The sequence below is a fragment of the Sphingomonas sp. URJC2 genome, assembly GCF_059803575.1.
Genome location: NZ_JAPFGX010000003.1, coordinates 50,176 through 66,835 on the forward strand (window position 1 = coordinate 50,176; position 16,660 = coordinate 66,835).

Annotated in this window: 15 protein-coding genes; all 15 read left to right on the forward strand. The window is 61.1% G+C overall.

Annotated elements, in window-relative coordinates; all coding sequences use genetic code 11:
• The first annotated feature begins 1 nt into the window (after position 1).
• The 15 genes from asnB to OPU66_RS02510 all read left to right on the forward strand — a co-directional run bounded on the left by asnB (position 2) and on the right by OPU66_RS02510 (position 16,628).
• On the forward strand, positions 2 to 1,780 hold the full coding sequence (gene asnB / locus OPU66_RS02440) for an asparagine synthase (glutamine-hydrolyzing) (protein ID WP_498552023.1): 1,779 nt from the start codon (positions 2 to 4) through the stop codon (positions 1,778 to 1,780).
• 34 nt (positions 1,781 to 1,814) lie between these two features.
• Complete coding sequence (locus tag OPU66_RS02445; RefSeq protein WP_498552024.1) at positions 1,815 to 2,816, forward strand: hypothetical protein; 1,002 nt, start codon at positions 1,815 to 1,817, stop codon at positions 2,814 to 2,816.
• On the forward strand, positions 2,809 to 4,065 hold the full coding sequence (locus OPU66_RS02450; protein WP_498552025.1) for a CDP-glycerol glycerophosphotransferase family protein: 1,257 nt from the start codon (positions 2,809 to 2,811) through the stop codon (positions 4,063 to 4,065). The genes OPU66_RS02445 and OPU66_RS02450 overlap by 8 nt, the downstream gene beginning before the upstream one ends.
• Positions 4,062 to 5,198 (forward strand): N-acetyl sugar amidotransferase, encoded by a 1,137-nt coding sequence (locus OPU66_RS02455; RefSeq protein WP_498552026.1) that lies wholly within the window; start codon positions 4,062 to 4,064, stop codon positions 5,196 to 5,198. The genes OPU66_RS02450 and OPU66_RS02455 overlap by 4 nt, the downstream gene beginning before the upstream one ends.
• 10 nt (positions 5,199 to 5,208) lie before the next feature.
• Positions 5,209 to 5,817 (forward strand): imidazole glycerol phosphate synthase subunit HisH, encoded by a 609-nt coding sequence (gene hisH, locus OPU66_RS02460; RefSeq protein ID WP_498552027.1) that lies wholly within the window; start codon positions 5,209 to 5,211, stop codon positions 5,815 to 5,817.
• A 56-nt stretch (positions 5,818 to 5,873) separates the two neighbouring features.
• Positions 5,874 to 6,641, forward strand: coding sequence for a HisA/HisF-related TIM barrel protein (locus OPU66_RS02465; protein ID WP_498552028.1), 768 nt, complete (start codon positions 5,874 to 5,876; stop codon positions 6,639 to 6,641).
• On the forward strand, positions 6,638 to 7,672 hold the full coding sequence (locus tag OPU66_RS02470; RefSeq protein ID WP_498552029.1) for a Gfo/Idh/MocA family protein: 1,035 nt from the start codon (positions 6,638 to 6,640) through the stop codon (positions 7,670 to 7,672). The genes OPU66_RS02465 and OPU66_RS02470 overlap by 4 nt, the downstream gene beginning before the upstream one ends.
• Positions 7,669 to 8,397 carry an acylneuraminate cytidylyltransferase family protein gene (locus OPU66_RS02475; protein ID WP_498552030.1) on the forward strand — a complete coding sequence of 243 codons (729 nt, stop codon included), beginning with the start codon at positions 7,669 to 7,671 and terminating at the stop codon, positions 8,395 to 8,397. Before OPU66_RS02470 ends, OPU66_RS02475 begins: the two co-directional genes overlap by 4 nt.
• A gap of 5 nt (positions 8,398 to 8,402) precedes the next feature.
• Complete coding sequence (locus OPU66_RS02480; protein WP_498552104.1) at positions 8,403 to 9,206, forward strand: SDR family oxidoreductase; 804 nt, start codon at positions 8,403 to 8,405, stop codon at positions 9,204 to 9,206.
• A gap of 40 nt (positions 9,207 to 9,246) precedes the next feature.
• The gene (neuB, locus tag OPU66_RS02485; RefSeq protein WP_498552031.1) at positions 9,247 to 10,278 is read left to right on the forward strand and encodes an N-acetylneuraminate synthase; all 1,032 of its coding nucleotides are present in this window, start codon (positions 9,247 to 9,249) and stop codon (positions 10,276 to 10,278) included.
• Positions 10,275 to 11,405, forward strand: coding sequence for a UDP-N-acetylglucosamine 2-epimerase (gene neuC, locus OPU66_RS02490; RefSeq protein WP_498552032.1), 1,131 nt, complete (start codon positions 10,275 to 10,277; stop codon positions 11,403 to 11,405). The genes neuB and neuC overlap by 4 nt, the downstream gene beginning before the upstream one ends.
• Entirely contained in the window at positions 11,395 to 12,033 is a 639-nt protein-coding gene (locus OPU66_RS02495) for an acetyltransferase (protein WP_498552033.1), read from the forward strand. The genes neuC and OPU66_RS02495 overlap by 11 nt, the downstream gene beginning before the upstream one ends.
• The gene (locus OPU66_RS02500; protein ID WP_498552034.1) at positions 12,030 to 13,496 is read left to right on the forward strand and encodes an aminotransferase class I/II-fold pyridoxal phosphate-dependent enzyme; all 1,467 of its coding nucleotides are present in this window, start codon (positions 12,030 to 12,032) and stop codon (positions 13,494 to 13,496) included. Before OPU66_RS02495 ends, OPU66_RS02500 begins: the two co-directional genes overlap by 4 nt.
• A gap of 76 nt (positions 13,497 to 13,572) precedes the next feature.
• A complete protein-coding gene (locus tag OPU66_RS02505; protein WP_498552035.1) occupies positions 13,573 to 15,501 on the forward strand; it encodes a polysaccharide biosynthesis protein in 1,929 nt (642 codons plus the stop codon).
• Positions 15,498 to 16,628 (forward strand): glycoside hydrolase family 55 protein, encoded by a 1,131-nt coding sequence (locus tag OPU66_RS02510; protein WP_498552036.1) that lies wholly within the window; start codon positions 15,498 to 15,500, stop codon positions 16,626 to 16,628. The genes OPU66_RS02505 and OPU66_RS02510 overlap by 4 nt, the downstream gene beginning before the upstream one ends.
• Positions 16,629 to 16,660: the final 32 nt, after the last annotated feature.

Below are 16,660 nucleotides of genomic sequence, written 5' to 3' on the forward strand. Positions count from 1 at the left end.
CGTGTGTGGCATTTTCGGATATTTCGACCGCCGTGGTGCTTCGCTCGATGAGGCGATCTTGCGCCGCATGGGGCAGTCTATCAGGCATCGCGGACCGGATGATTTCGGCGTCTGGCATGATGGCGCTATTGCTCTTGGCAATCAGCGCCTTTCGATCATCGATATAGCGGGCGGGCATCAGCCTTTTATTTCGGACGACGGTAACATTGTCGTCGTCCAAAATGGCGAAATATTCAACCATGTTGAACTCGCCGAAGAATTGGTGCGTACGCCTTTTGTGTGCCGCACCCATAGCGACACTGAGGTGATCCTTCGGCTGTACGAGCGGGATGGCCTGGGATTCCTCGACAAGCTGAACGGAATGTTCGCGATTGCGATTTTTGATCGCCGCAAACAGACTTTGTTCCTTGTTCGCGATCGGATCGGGGTCAAGCCGCTCTATGTCGCTGATGACGGTGCTCGTCTGGTGTTCGGGTCGGAAATCAAGGCGATCGAGCCTGCGTTGGGTCACCTCACCACGCTCGATGAAGAAGCCCTGCATCATTATCTCACTTTCAACTATGTGCCTGCTCCCTTCACCATGCACCGAGAGGTCAGGCACCTGATGCCCGGCCATGTCATGGCGGTGACGCCGGACGGGCAGCGAACGTGGCGCTGGTGGGATCTGGCTGCGGTCGAGCCCGTTCACGGCCGTTCCGAGGCCGACTGGATTGACGAGTTCAATGCCATTCTCGACGATGCAGTGCGGATCCGGATGCGATCGGACGTGCCGTTCGGGGCCTTTCTTTCCGGCGGCGTGGATTCGAGCACCATTGTCGGGCTGATGGCGCGCCATTCCCCCAGCCCCGTCAAAACATTCTGCATCGGTTTCGACGATCCGAAATATGATGAGGCGCCTTTTGCCGCTGCTGCGGCCGAGCGCTTTGCGACCGACCATGTTATGGAGCGTGTCGATCCCGACATGCTCGACCTTTGGCCGATGGCTATCCGTCATCTGGATCAACCGCATGGCGACATCTCGTTTCTGCCGACTTACCGAGTGTCGCGGCTGGCGGCCGATCACGTGAAGGTCATCCTGACGGGGGATGGCGGGGACGAGCTTTTTGCCGGCTACGAGAAATATGCGGAGTTTTTTGCGCGTCCCGATGTCGCAGACATGAGCGACGACGAGTTTCGGCAGTCATATTTTCAAAGCATCTCGTTGTTCGGCGAACCCGGCAAAGCGCGTCTTTACAGCGACGGGCTGGCGGCGCGCCTGTCCGCTGCCGACTCTTTTGCGATTGCGCGATCCTGGTTCGACCAGGTGCCCCACCAGGATCGGATCAACCAGGCCCTGTTTCTTGACATGCAGTTGCTCCTCAGCGGTAACAATCTTGTGAAGCCGGACCGGATGGGAATGGCGGTGTCGATCGAGGCGAGGACCCCTTTCCTTGATTTTCGCATGATGGAGTTTGCCTTTCGGATGCCGGGGCATCTCAAACTGGCTCATGGCGAGACAAAATATCTCTACAAAAAGGCTGTGACGCCACTCATCGGGCATGATCTCGCTTATCGGCGCAAGCAGATGTTCACCGTTCCGGTTGGTGAGTGGTTCAAGGGCAAATTAAAAGAATATTGTTATCACCACATAGGCCGTCTGGTCGATCGCTCGGGCATGTTTCGCGGACAGGAGCTGCATGATTTGCTCGATCTTCACGTCAGCGGTCGAGCGAACAAGACGCGTGAGCTTCGTGCCTTGATTGCTCTCGATCACTGGCTTTCCCAGAAGGCCGCTGCATGACGCCTGTCATGTTTCTTGCGTCAAATCGTTGCCGATGATGAGTCGTGACTTGATCCCAGTTGCGAGCGGCCCTGTTTCGCGTGCGCTCGATACCGGTCAAATCCAGAGATCGCTTGTGGTTTTTGGATATCTTGTCGTGTCTGCGGTCGCGATCGTCTTTTCCCACTGGGGTGGTGAGACGTTTCTCGGCGACGCCAATACCGACGGGTATACCAGTCAGGTCGTATATATCTGGAACTACTTTGACGGCAGAAACTCGATATTCGACCTCGAGCCGCTGCTTTGGATCCATGCGCTGCGAGCGTTGATTGCATGGTTTTTCGTGTCGGTGGAGGATGTTGGCGGTAGCGGGCTGGTTGCCGCCATCCTCATCATGCTCACCCTGCCCGTTTTGTCTGCGTTTTACAGGCTGAGGCGAGGATGGCTTGTCATCGCCCTGCCCATCGTGAGCATGATCATCAGCGAGCGCGCTTTCCTGGTTGTGATTGCCGTTGCGTATATGATGATTTTCATTCGCGGTGGTGGTGCGACATTCTTCCTTGGACTGTCTTTCATATTGTCCAATCTCAGCTCCGGTTCTGTGATGAATAATCTCATTATTTCATCGACCGTGGCCCGGAACTATCGTCCAAAGTCTTTCGGCCTTTATCTGTACATCGCTGTCCAGAGCGTATCCCTGGTGATCTCCGCCATCGATAAATATCGGGGCTTCTCCGAGCAGCGTGCCGGATACGACGCAACGGTGTATGGCGCGTCCGGCGTGGAGGCCATCCTGTCACGCAGCACCATTTTCGTGTCGCTTATGGAGGGGAATTATACCCGCCTGCTTGCCTATCTCGTGCTCGGCGCGATCGGTGCCGGGCTGCTGGCATTTGCGGTTCGGGTTGAACAGTATCGCGGATATGTCCTTGTGCTTGCCTCAATCGTTCCCTCGTTGATCTTCGAAGGCCTGGGCTTCATGTCGCTGTTGGTGCCGATACTGCTGTTTCTGGCGGGCGAGCCGCTCCCTTGGAAGCCGGGCGGTCGCCGTGGGTGACCCGCTGTCCCGTCTCCGTGGCGCGGTGTTGCTGATTTGTTATGGCGGCGGCCATGCGGCAGCGCTTGCGCCCGTTGCAAGGGTGCTCCGGTCACGCGGTGTCCCGTTCGAGGTTCTGGGACTGACCACTGCGGCAGCCTATTTCCGGGAACGGGGTTTCCCGGTGCTTGGTGTTGCAGATCTGCACCGCCATGTGCCGGGGTATGAGGATGCAGCATCCGTTGGTGCCGCGCTCCACGGCGGGTCGCCGGGTCATCGTGCCGTATCTGAAGCCGAGACGCACGCCTATATGGGCGTTGGCTACCGCGCTCTCGAGCGGGACTATGGAGATGTCGAAGCCGATCGGCGTTATGCGCGCTTGGGGCGTCAGAGTTTTTTGCCGCGCGATTTCTTCAGGCGCCTGTTTGAGGTGGCTCCGCCGCTTGCGGTCGTTGCGACAAGCGCGCCCCGTGCCGAGCGCGCGGCCCTGGAGATGGCGTCCGCAGCGGGTATCCCATCGCTCTGTGTTGTTGATCTGTACGCGCCGTTCGAGATCGAATGGTGCGCGGCGCCGGGTTTTGCGAACCGCATATGCGTGTTGAACGAGGTCGTCGCCGACCGTTTTCGTCAGCGGGGCGTTCCGGCCGCGAATGTGGCTGTCACCGGCAATCCTGCGTTCGACCGGCTTGGCGCGTTGGATGTTCAGGCGGGGAGGGCGCGCTATCGCGCCGCGCACGGGCTGTCCGAGACTGACCGGCTGGTGGTGTGGATTTCCCAGCCCGAGCCGCCCGTGCATCCATTTTCAGGGGTCGCCGCCGATCCTAGCCTGCCCCTTCAAATCGAGCGCGAGCTGGCGCAGCAATTTGCGGCCGACCAGCATATTCATCTGTTGATGCGTCTGCACCCAAGCGAGGATCGGCCGCCGGCGGTCGCGCAGGCGCGGTTGCGTTATGGCCGGTCGGACGAGCCGCTTGATGACGTACTGTGCGGGGCCGACTGCATTGTGACCACCAGCTCGACGGTAGGTCTGGAGGCGAGCCTGATCGGCTTGCCCGTCGTCCAGATCATGAATTCCGTCTTCTCGCCCGATTTGCCGCTGGCTGAATTGCGGTTTGCGACCGCGGCGGCCAACGCCTATGAGGCTGCCGGTGTGATCCGCCAGGTGCTTGCAGGTCACCCGATTACCCGTTCGCGCCCGGACGGGGTGGAGGGCCGTTTCGACGCTGCAATCCGGGTGTCGGATCAGATTGATGAACTGACCAACAGATGAGCCAAACGCCGATGAACCATCAGAACGCCCCGTTTCGTTGTTCGACCTGCCTGAACATGTCGACGCGACCCCGTATCCAGTTCGACGAACAGGGGCGTTGCAATGCCTGTGTCTGGGCGGAGCAGAAGAAAAAAATCGATTGGAATGCCCGATCAGCCGAACTGGAGGAGCTTCTCGCCCGCCATCGCCGCACCGATGGCGGTTTCGACTGTGTCGTGCCGGTTAGCGGCGGCAAGGATGGCTCATATGTCGCTTATAACCTCAAGCACAAATATGGCATGAACCCACTCGCGATGACGGTGACGCCTGCCCTGGCGCTTGAGCTGGGCAATGAAAACCTTCGCAACTTTATCGCCAGCGGCTATAATCACATTCAAATCTCTCCCGATGCCGAGGCTATGCGTCGGTTGAACCGTACCGGCTTCGAGGAGATGGGTTTCCCCTATTATGGCTGGCTCATCGCCATTCAGTCGGCCGTCGTCAGGATGGCCGTCCGTCTTGGCATTAATCTGATCTTCTATGGCGAAGATGGCGAAGTCGAATACGGGGGGTCCACCGAAACCGCGCGGCGTCCGACATATGATGTCGATTACATGCGGCGTGTTTATCTTGAAGGCGGTCATGATGCCGTTCTTGAGCGATCCGGGCTGTCGGCATCTGCGCTCAACCTGTTCAAGTTTCCGTCCGATGATGAGCTGAGCAAGAGCAATCTTGAAATCGCTCACTGGTCCTACTTCGAAAGCTGGGATCCGTACAGGAACTACCTGGTTGCCAAGGAGTTTTGTGGTCTTCGTGAGGCTGAAGGGTCGAATAACGGGACCTTCACCAACTTTGCGCAAAATGATCAGGCGCTTTACGCGCTCCACACCTATCTGATGTATCTGAAGTTTGGTTTCGGGCGCGCGACCCAGGACGCTGGAATCGAAATCCGACGCGGGGCAATGTCTCGCGATCAGGCCCTGAACCTGGTTCGGATTTACGATAATCATTACCCTGAAGAGTTTCTCGACAGCTATCTGGACTATTATCGTATGACGGCTGACGAATTTGACGCCGTTCTGGATCGCTGGGCAAACAAGGATCTGTTCGAGAAGGTCGATGGGCGCTGGGAACCTGTCTTTCAGGCCGGCTGACATGCCGTCGGTGGCGATTGTCGATGTTGGCGTCGGCAACATCGACTCCGTCGCGGCGGCGCTGCGGTATCTCGGTGTCGAGCCGGAGCTGGTATCGTCTCCTGACCGGCTCGCACATCTGACCCATCTGGTGTTGCCCGGCGTCGGTGCGTATCGCGCGGGCATGGCGGCCCTTGATCGCCACGGCCTCGTCGCTCCGCTCCGTTCCCTTGCTGCCGCAGGGAAGGTTCGCATCCTTGGGATCTGTCTTGGCATGCAGTTGCTGGGGGTCCACAGCGAGGAGGGCGATTGTGAGGGGCTGGGGCTCATGCCCTTCCCCGTGCGCCGCCTGAAGGGCGATGCCGGCATGGGCCTGAAGGTGCCTCATGTCGGTTTTTCTCTGGTGGAGGGGTATCGCCAGGAGGGGCTCTTTGCGGGGCTCGGGCAAAATGCCAATTTCTATTTCACCCATTCCTTTGCTGCCCGCGATGTTGGCGAGCCCGCGAATGCGGGGTTCGTGCATTACGGCGAAGGGCTTCTTGCTGCCTTTGATGCCGGCCATATTTGTGGCGCTCAATTCCATCCGGAAAAAAGTCAGTCGAACGGGCTTCAGCTTTTTAAAAACTTTCTGGAAAAATAGAAAAGATGCCACGCAAGAGAGTAATCTATACTCTGTTCTATGATTCCGGTTTCTTCATGCTCAGCCGTAATTTTCGGCTTCAGCGAGCGGGTGATCTGCGCTGGCTTTTGAAAAACTATGGCTTTGGGGATATGGCGGCATATATCGACGAGCTGATGATCGTCGATGTTTCGCGGCAGGGTGTCGACAGAAGAAAGTTTATTGATAACGTTCGGGAAATCATAAAAGGATGCTTTGTTCCCGTGACGTTGGGTGGCGGAATCGACAGTCTGGATGACGCGCGCTTTCTGATCGCCAACGGAGCTGACAAGGTTGTTCTGAATCGTATATTCGACCACGACCCGGATGTGGTTCGGAGCATCGCCGACACGTTCGGTGAGCAATGTGTCGTCGGGGGTGTCGACCTGAAGCGAAATCCCGATGGCGGATTCGTCGTTTTTTCGGACCAAGGGGCTGCGCCGCTTGCGACCTCGCCGCGCCAAAGGGTGCAGGCGATGCTGACAGCCGGGGCCGGCGAGATCCTTCTCCAGTCAATCGACCGCGACGGCACGGGGCAAGGATTTGATTTCGATATGTTGACGGCGGTGGGAGGTCCCTTGCCGGTGCCGTTGATCCTGTGCGGCGGATGTGGCCGAAGCGAGCATATGGGCGCTGCTTTGGCACGAAGCGATGTTGACGCCATCGCGACGGCAAACTTGTTCAACTTTATCGGTGACGGCCTTCAGACCGCCCGGCTGGATCTGCTCGCAACGGGTATGGATTTGGCGGCCTGGGATGTCGCAAGGATCCGGTCCCTTCACGACGTATTGCGTCCCGCCGCATGACCGGGGCTGGATCCGCGTCCCGGTTTCTGGTTGTGGGCCTGGGGAGTATCGGCCGGCGGCATCTGGCCAATCTGCGCCGTCTGAGGCCGGATAGCCGGATCGCCGCACTGCGTCGTTCCGTCGACGGCACCCCGCTGCCCCCCGAATGCGAAGCACAATTCAGCTCGCTGGACGACGCCCGGTCTTTCCGGCCGGACGCTGTTATTCTGGCGGGTCCGGCGCCCACGCATGTTCCTCTCGCACGAACCTTCGTCGAGCTGGGTGCTCCGGTGCTGATTGAAAAGCCGCTGTCCCATGATCTCGAAGGCTTGACCGACCTGATGGCGGCGGCGCGGCAGGGGGGCACCCCGGTCATGGTTGGCTACAATCTCAGGTTCGATCCGTCGTTGCAGGCTGTTCGTGCTGCATTGTTGGCCGGCGAAGTCGGTGCGCCGCGGCTGGTTCGGGCCGAGGTGGGGCAATATCTGCCGAGCTGGCGGCCGGGCGCTGATTATCGCACGACGGTATCTGCGCAGAGCGCCTTGGGCGGGGGTGCATTGCTCGAACTGAGTCACGAGATCGACTATGTGTATTGGATGCTCGGTTTGCCCGACCGGGTGTCTTGCCGCGGCGGCCGCCTCTCCGATCTCGAGATTGATGTAGAGGATTTTTGCGAGATTTCGCTGCATTATGACGCGCAGCCCTGCGTCGTGTCGATCCATCTGGACTTTTTGCAACGCATCCCGGTTCGGCAATGCCGGATCGTCGGGGCCGGCGGCACGCTCCTGTGGGACGCGCTGGACGGCACTGTTACAGTGCGGACACCCGGCCCCCCGGCGGCTGATCGGATTGTCCGTCCCGGCAGCGGTGACCGGAACCAGATGTATCTTGACGAAATGGCGGCCTTTCTGGACGTCGTGGACCATGGGCGGAGCGTTCCGGTCCCGCTTGAAGACGGTGTTGCGGTTATGCGGATCATCGAGACTGCCCGCCGTGCGATGGCAAGCGGCGCCACCGAAGTATTGTGCCCTGCGCCGGAGAGCGGAAAATGAAGGCAGTCGGGTTCGTTTTCGCCCGCGGCGGGTCCAAGGGCGTGCCGCGCAAGAACATCCGGCCGCTTGGCGGGGTGCCGTTGATTGGCTGGTCCATCAGGATCGGCAAGGCGTGTCCTTCGCTTGAGACGGTAATCGTTTCCACAGACGATGCGGAGATCGCGGAAATCGCCAAGGCACATGGCGCTGAAGTGCCGTTTGAGCGCCCGCCCGAGCTGGCCAGCGATACGGCTTCGGAATGGCTGGCCTGGCGGCATGCCATTTCCTGGTATCGGAGCCATCGTGGCGAATTCGACGCTTTCGTAAGTCTCCCGGCTACCTCGCCCTTCCGCGCCGTTGACGATGTCGAGGCATGCTTAGGGGTTCTCCGCGATGATCCCGGAGCCGATGTGGTCGCGACCGTCAAAAAGGCGGATCGCAGTCCTTATTTCAACATGGTCGCGCTCGACCCAGACGGCGCTGCCCGACTGGTGATCCCGCCTGCCCAAGGCGTTACCCGTCGGCAGGATGCGCCGGTCGTGTATGACATGACGACCGTCGCTTATGCCGCGCGGCCGGACTTTGTGCGCGACCGGGCGGGGCTGTTCGACGGGCGTCTGCGCGTGGTGGAAGTGCCCGCCGAGCGGGCGCTCGACATTGATACGCCATTCGATTTTGCGGTTGCCGAATATCTTGCGCGCGATGCCGGTGGACCGCCCGCGATGTCGCCCGAACCGGCGGAGTGAGAGTGATGCGAACCGTCAAACAGATGAGCGACATGTCGGGGCGCCTTGCCCTGATCACCGGAGGTGCCGGTTTCCTGGGGCGCGCGATGGCATCTGCCCTTGCCGAGCATGGTTGCGGTGTCGTGCTTGTCGATCGTGACGAGGCGGCGCTTCAAGATGCTGCGCTGATCCTTGAACGGGACGGCGCACCGATGGTGGCGACGCTTGTTGCGGATCTTGAAGGCGAGGCGGCGCGCGACCGGTTGATCGCCCAGTTTTCCGAAACCTATGGCCGGCTGAACGTCCTTATCAACAACGCCGGCTTTGTCGGCGACAGCCGGCTGAGTGGCTGGGCGGTGCCCTTCGAGGCGCAGAGTGTCGCAACCTTTCGCCGGGCACTTGACGTCAATCTCGCGGCGCCATTCCATCTGGCGCAGGGGCTGGCACCGCTCCTCCGTGCCAGCGGCAACGGGGCGATCATCAATATCGGGTCGATTTACGGCACTCTGGGACCTGATCAGCGCCTGTATGAAGGCACGAGCATGGGCAATCCCGCCGGTTATGCGGGCAGCAAGGGCGGGCTTATCCAACTGACCCGATGGCTGGCCACAACGCTTGCCCCCGACATTCGCGTCAACAGCATCAGCCCCGGCGGGATCGCGCGGGGCCAGGCCGACTCGTTTGTCGAACGCTACGTCGCCCGCACCCCTCTTGGCCGCATGGGAAGTGAAGAGGATTTCAAGGGAATTACCCTTCTCCTCGCAAGCGACCTGTCTGCCTGGATGTCTGGCCAGAACATCATGGTAGATGGCGGCTGGACGGCGTGGTGATTGGAAACGCCAAAGCGTCTCGACGGTAAGGAATGCCCTTTTGACAACGTTCATCATCGCCGAAGCCGGCGTCAACCATAACGGGCGCGAGGATTTGGCGCTCCAGCTCGTCGATGCTGCTGCCGCGGCCGGGGCGGACGCGGTCAAGTTCCAGACCTTTTCCGCCGATAAGCTGGTCCGCAAGGGGGCGGCGACCGCCGAATATCAGCAGCGTCAGACGGGCGTCACAGATCAGCATGCGATGCTGAAGGCGCTTGAGCTGTCGGTCGAGGCCCATCGGCGTTTGGCGGACCGTTGTGCGGCGCGCGGGGTCGAGTTCATGTCCACCCCGTTCGACGAAGAGGCTGCCGACCAGCTTGCCGGTCTCGGCATGCGTCGTTTCAAGATTCCGTCCGGCGAGATCACGAACGAACCCTTTCTGGCCTATCTGGCGGCATTCGGCTGCCCCCTTATCCTGTCGACCGGCATGGCAGATATGGACGAGATCCGCCGTGCCGTTGTCGTGATCGAAACCGCACGCGCCGCGGCCGGGCATGGCGCTCTGACCGCCGCCGATCTCACGATCCTGCACTGCACATCCAATTATCCCGCCGATGCGGGCGATGTGAACTTGCGGGCGATGACGACCATTGCCGCGGAAACCGGGTTGCCCGTCGGTTATTCCGACCACACGCTCGGAACCGCTGTGGCGCCGGCGGCAGTGGCAATCGGTGCGGTGGTGATCGAGAAACATTTCACGCTCGACCGGAATATGCCGGGGCCTGATCATGCTGCCTCGCTCACGCCCGACGAACTGGCAACAATGGTGCGGGACATCAGGTTGATCGAGACGGCCCTTGGATCTCCCGAAAAACGTCCGACGGCGTCGGAGCTGCCGGTTCGCGCGCTGGTCCGGCGCAGCTTGACCGCGATCCGTCCAATCCGCGCTGGGGCGGTGATCCAGCAGGGCGATCTTGCCGCCTTGCGACCGGGGGATGGAATCCCGCCGGGAGAACTCGGCGCTGTGGTCGGCCGGTGTGCGCGAAACGACATAGCGGACGGGCAGACGCTGCAATGGGCAGACATTGCATGACCCGAACCGTCTGGTACGTGACCGGGACACGTGCCGATTATGGCTTGATGCGGGCGACGTTGCGCGCGATTGCGCGGCATCCGGCGCTCGATCTGGCCCTGTTGGCGACCGGTATGCATCTGGATCCCGCATGCGGCGAGACGGTTCGCGAAATCGAGGCCGATGGTTTTCCGCTCGTGGCGCGGATCGCGTCACATGAACCGATCCATTCCGGTGCGGCCATGGCACGCGGCATCGCACGCATGACGAGCGCGTTTACGGACGCGATGGACGCAGGCCGGCCCGATATCGTGCTGCTGCTGGGCGATCGGGGCGAAATGCTGGCCGCTGCAATCGCGGCCATCCATCTCGACATTCCTGTCGTCCATATTCATGGTGGCGAGCGTTCGGGCACCGTTGACGAGGCGGTCCGCCATGCCATCTCCAAACTGGCGCATTTCCATTTTGTCGCGACTGAAGAGGCGCGCGAGCGGCTTGTGCGGATGGGCGAGCGGCCGGACGCCATTCATGTCGTCGGTGCCCCCGGGCTGGTGGGTCTGACCGAACTGGCTGGCCGGGATCGGGTTGAGCTTGCCGCCGAGGCGGGCCTCGATCCCAGCCGTCCGATCGCGCTGTTCGTCTATCATCCGGTTCTGCAGGAAGCCGCCCAGGGGGGGGCGGTGACCCTGGCGATCCTCGATGCTTTGGCAGCGATCGGCTATCAGACTGTGGCGCTCAGGCCGAACTCGGACGGCGGCAGCGAACAGATCCGCGCCGTGCTCGATGCGCGGGCCGGCCATCCCGACATAAGGGTGGCCACCCATCTGGACCGGGGGACCTTTGCCAACTGGATGGCGGTCGCGGACGTGATGATCGGCAACTCGAGTGCCGGGATCATCGAGGCGGCCAGCTTCGGCATCCCGGTCGTCAACATCGGCAGCCGACAGAATCTCCGGCAGCGGAACGCCAATGTGATCGACGTTCGGCCGGAGCGGGACGAGATCCACAAGGCGCTGACAGGCCTGCGTCCTGGATTTCGCTATCCAGCTGAAAACGTCTATGGCGATGGCAAAACCGATGGGCGGATCGCCAGCCTGCTGGCCGATCTGAGGCTTGAGGGCATTACATGGAAGTGCAATGCTTATTGAGCGGCTGGTGATTGTCGGCGCGGGCGGACATGCCAAGGTGGTGCTTGACGCCTTGGCGCATGCCTCCGTTGCGGTCAGGCGCGTCGATTTGGTCGATCAGCAGACCGCGCGGCAGGGCGCCGAACTCATGGGGCATGTCGTGGGCCCAATGCCGGTTGAGGCCGATCTGCACGGCGCTCACTTTCATATCGCGATCGGCGATTGTCAGGCGCGCGCGCGGCTGCACGCCGCCTTGTCGACGCGGGGAGGCCTGCCGTGGACGATCGTCCATCCGGCCGCTTGCGTTGGACGGGGGGCGGAACTTGGGTCGGGTAGCTTCGTGGCCGCGCAGGCCGTCGTCGGACCCGATACGACACTCGGTGACGGGTGCATCGTCAATCACGGTTCGGTCGTCGACCATGATTGTCGCATCGGCGATTTCTCCCATATAGCGCCTCGCGCAACCCTCTGTGGTGGCGTTCAAATCGGGTCCGGGGTTCTGGTTGGCGCGGGCGCGACAATCTTGCCGGGCGTGAGCGTCGGTGACGGCGCGGTCATCGCGGCCGGATCGACCGTTCTCAGGGACGTCGCGGCAGGGGAGACGTTCATTCCCAAAGTTTTCCGCAGGATCGGAACCAACGCGCAATGAATATCGAGATGCTTTTTGTGACCCGTGACATGACGCTGCGCACGGCGCTGGAGCGGATGGAGCAAGGGGGGCAGGGCCTGCTGCTGCTTGCGCACCCGGATCTGCGTTTTGAACGGACGGTCACCGATGGCGACCTGCGGCGGGAATTGCTGGCCGGGCGGTCGATGGATGATGATCTGACCGCGTTGGCGCCAATCACCTCCGTCGTTGCCGGACACGCGATATCGCGCCGCGAGGCTCTCGACCTGATGAACCGGCATTCGATCGATCATCTGCCGATCGTCGACGACCGGGGTGTCGCGATCGATCTGCTCGACAGGCGCAGGATCGGTGAACAGATCCTGTTGTCGACCCCCCATATGGGCGAAGCCGAGCAGGCGTTCGTCGAGGATGCTTTCCGGACCAACTGGATCGCCCCGCTCGGGCCGAACGTCGACGCTTTCGAGCGCGAGGTCGCTGAGCGTGTTGGCGTGGGGCATGCCGCCGCCGTCAGCTCCGGCACAGCGGCACTTCATTTGGCGATGATCTTGCTGGGCGTTGGGCGAGGCGACCGTGTATTCTGTTCGACGCTGACATTTGCCGCCAGCGCCAATCCAATCGTCTATCAGGGCGCCGAGCCGGTCTTTATCGATTCCGAGCCCAAAAGTTGGAATATGTGCCCGGTCGCGCTTGAGCGCGCCTTCGAGATGGCCCGGCGCGAGGGATGGCTGCCCAAGGCGGTGGTCGTCGTCAATCTTTACGGGCAGAGCGCAGACATGGATCCGATCCAGGCGATCTGCGACCGTTATGGCGTGCCGATTGTCGAGGATGCCGCTGAGTCGCTTGGCGCAACCTATAAGGGCCGGCCGAGTGGCAGCTTCGGCCGCCTTATTATATTCTCCTTCAATGGGAACAAAATCATCACGACGTCCGGCGGCGGGATGCTGCTGTCGGATGATGAGGCGCTGATCTGCCGAGCGAAGTTTCTGGCGACCCAGGCGCGTGATCCCGCACCGCACTACGAACACAGTGTGCTTGGTTACAATTATCGCATGAGCAACATCCTGGCCGGGGTCGGTCGAGGCCAGCTCACCGTCCTTGATGATCGTGTTCAGGCGAGACGGGCAGTTTTTTCCCGTTACCGCGATGCCTTGAGCGATATCGACGAGATCGAGTGGATGCCCGAGCCGGAATGGAGCTTTGCAACGCGCTGGCTGACGGCCTGCACGATCCGGGACGACGCGCCTGCCACGCGTGAGACCCTGCGCCTTCATCTGGCAGACGATCTGATCGAGGCGCGACCGGTGTGGAAGCCGATGCATCGGCAGCCGCTTTTTGCGTCGGCCCGGTATGTCACCGCGGGCAATGAATCGGTTTCGGATCGCCTGTTCGAAGCCGGTTTGTGCCTGCCATCGGGATCGAATATGGATGCCGGGCAGATCGACCGTATCGTTCAGTCGATCAGGACCGTTCTCCGGCGCTGACATTGGAGCGACGGTGCCGTACCGTCCCGGAGCGTTTTGCTCCCGATGAGAGTGTGACGAGAGGCTAAGGGCGGAAATGTCGGAAACGATTGAGGGAATGCCGCGCGTGAACAAACTGGGGCGTGGACGTTACGCGCTTGCCGCCGATGCGCTGGTCTGCCCGGTTTCGGTCTGGATCGCGTTTTCGTTGCGCCTTGATGGACTTGTTCCCTTTGATCAGCCTGTGCAGATTGCAACGGTCGTCGCATTGGCCATTGCGCTGCCGACTTTCTATTTCTCCAATCTCTACCGGGTCATTCTCAGCCATGTGACCTGGAACATGATGCTCGACATCGTGCGGGCGGTGCTGATTTATGCCGTGCTTTATGCCCTGATTTTCACGGTGTTGCGCGTGCCCGGCGTGCCCCGGTCGATTGGTCTGCTCCAGCCGATCCTGCTCTTTCTCGGGGTTGGGTGTTCGCGTGCGATCGTCGGCTATTGGATCGGTGGCGGTCAGCGGCGGAACGGCAACGGGCGGCCGCTTAAGAGCGTGCTGATCTATGGAGCGGGCGCGTCGGGACGGCAACTCGCCAGCTCAATCGCTTACAGCGGGCAGTTGCGCGTGGTGGGTTTTGTCGACGACAATCCCGACCTGCAGGGGCGGCGTCTGGGCGGTGTGACGATCTACGATCCGGGGCATCTTTCGACCCTGCTGCGATCCCTCGGCGTTCAGGAGGTGCTTCTTGCGCTGCCGTCCGCATCCCGGGCGCGACGCAGCGAAATCGTCAAGGCGCTGCAAGCCTTGCATGTCCCGGTCCGCACTGTCCCTGGGATCATGGATCTGGCCAATGGCGTGATCCAGTTCAGCGATGTTCGTCCACTCAAGATCGAGGATCTTCTGGGACGAGACGTCGTGGCACCAGACCGTGATCTGCTGCGTGCCGATGTCGCCGGCAAGACCGTCCTGGTCACCGGGGCGGGCGGATCCATCGGAAGCGAACTGTGCCGGCAGATCCTGAATGTCGGTCCGGCCACGCTGTTGCTGGTCGAGAGCAGCGAATATGCACTTTATGCTGTTCACCAGGACCTCATTCGCCTCGCCCATCGCAGCGGATCGGCCGTGTCCATCATTCCGCTGCTGGCGTCGGTGCGGGATGAGTTGCGACTGTCCCGGATCGTCGGCACGTGGCGGCCCAACACCATTTATCATGCGGCGGCGTACAAGCATGTGCCCCTGGTCGAGCACAATCCGGTCGAGGGCGTGCAAAACAATGTGTTCGGGACGCTGACTGCCGCGCGGGTTGCCGCGGCCCATCGCGTCGACAAGTTTGTCCTCATCAGCACCGACAAGGCGGTGCGGCCAACCAATGTGATGGGAACGAGCAAGCGGATCGCCGAACTGGTTTTGCAGGCCATGGCGGATCGCGGGGGCGCGACCTGTTTTACGATGGTGCGCTTCGGCAATGTGCTTGGTTCCAGCGGTTCGGTTGTCCCGCTGTTCAGGCAGCAGATTGCCGATGGCGGTCCGATCACCATCACGCACAACGATATCACGCGCTATTTCATGACCATTCCCGAGGCTGCGCAGCTGGTGATCCAGGCCGGAGCCATGGCGCAGGGAGGCGAAGTGTTCGTGCTGGACATGGGCGAACCTGTTCGCATCCGTGACCTCGCCGTCAACATGATCGAGCTGTCAGGGCTTTCGTTGCGCGACGCCAGCAATCCGGACGGCGATATCGAGATTCGGGAAACCGGCCTCCGTCCCGGTGAAAAGCTGTATGAAGAGCTGCTGATCGGCGACAATCCCGAGCAGACGACTCATCCGCGGATCATGAAAACCAACGAGCATTACTTTCCGTTGGACGAACTGGAGCGTGAGTTGGCCAAGCTCGATCAGGCGCTGGCCATGAACGATCTTGTTAAGCTCAAGGAAAGCCTCAAGTATCTGGTTCCGGAGTATTCGGCTCCGGCCAAAGTGGTCGATCACGTCAGTGCGCGACTGGAAATGGAAGCCTGCGATCGATGATCCAGCCTCATCGCTTTGGTCGCAGCGTTCGCGTTTTGATCAAAGCTATGGGTGCCTTGGCAATGATCCTCGCACTGGCCGCCCAGGCGGTCGCCGCGAGCGGACGGGAGGGGGCCCTCGGCGCGGTCAATGTCCGGGACCCGCGTTTCGGCGCGCGGGGAGACGGGCGCACCGACGATACCTCGGCGATCCAGCGGGCAATCGACCTGCACGCTTCGGTCTACCTTCCCCCCGGCGTGTATCTCGTCGATCCTCGCCGGGGGCTGCGCTTGCGAAACGGTACGCAGATCCGGGGGGCGGGCATCGCTGCTACCGTGATCGTTGCGGCGCCGGGCGGAGGGGGTATTGCAGATCTGGCGGCGTATCGGCCGCGCGGCGTTATCATCGGTCGGGATTTCAACCCTGAGGGGCCTAATCCCTATATCGCCTATGTATATCTGGCTGATTTTGCTGTGCTGCTTACGCATCCCAAAGACCAGATCAGCCGTTCTGAAATCCAGATTGGCATCGATTTGCGCAACGTTACGAGGTCCGTGGTCGAGCGGGTGCATGTCGGAAACACCCCGCCGGTCGGCAGTCCGGTGACGCGCGCAAATGCCCATATGTTCGATAGCCAGGGCTATGGCGTGGTCGTTGGTACCCTGCCCAGCAGTCTGGCCGGCTATGCCGGCGGCGAGATGAACGTCATTCGCGATGTTCATGTCTGGGGTGCATTTAAGGGCGTCGTGCTTGACGATGCCGATTTGTCGCCTCGTTCCGGCGCACATGGCACGATTGTCGAGCGTGCCGATGTTCAAGGCGCTCAGCTTCTGCTTTCGCAGGAAAGCGAGTATGCGCGCGCGGTGACGTGGCGCGACAATGTGCTGCAGAATGTGGTGCCTCAACCCGACGGTCATCATGCCGCCGGGGTCATGCGGATAGACGGTCGGGACATCCGCGTCTCCGGGGGGTATGTCGAGGCTGGTGGATTGGCGCGCTATGGTCTCCGCCTCGGACCGCTCAGCGCCAATGTGGCCGTTGATGTCTTGCACATCGGTTGCGTAAACCCGCTTCGGCTTGAAGATCTGGGACAAGGCAATATGGTCGCAACCGGAGGCCAATGCCTGAGGCCAGCCGCACCGAAATGATGCCTGTCTGCCATTTTTCCGGTCCAAAGCGG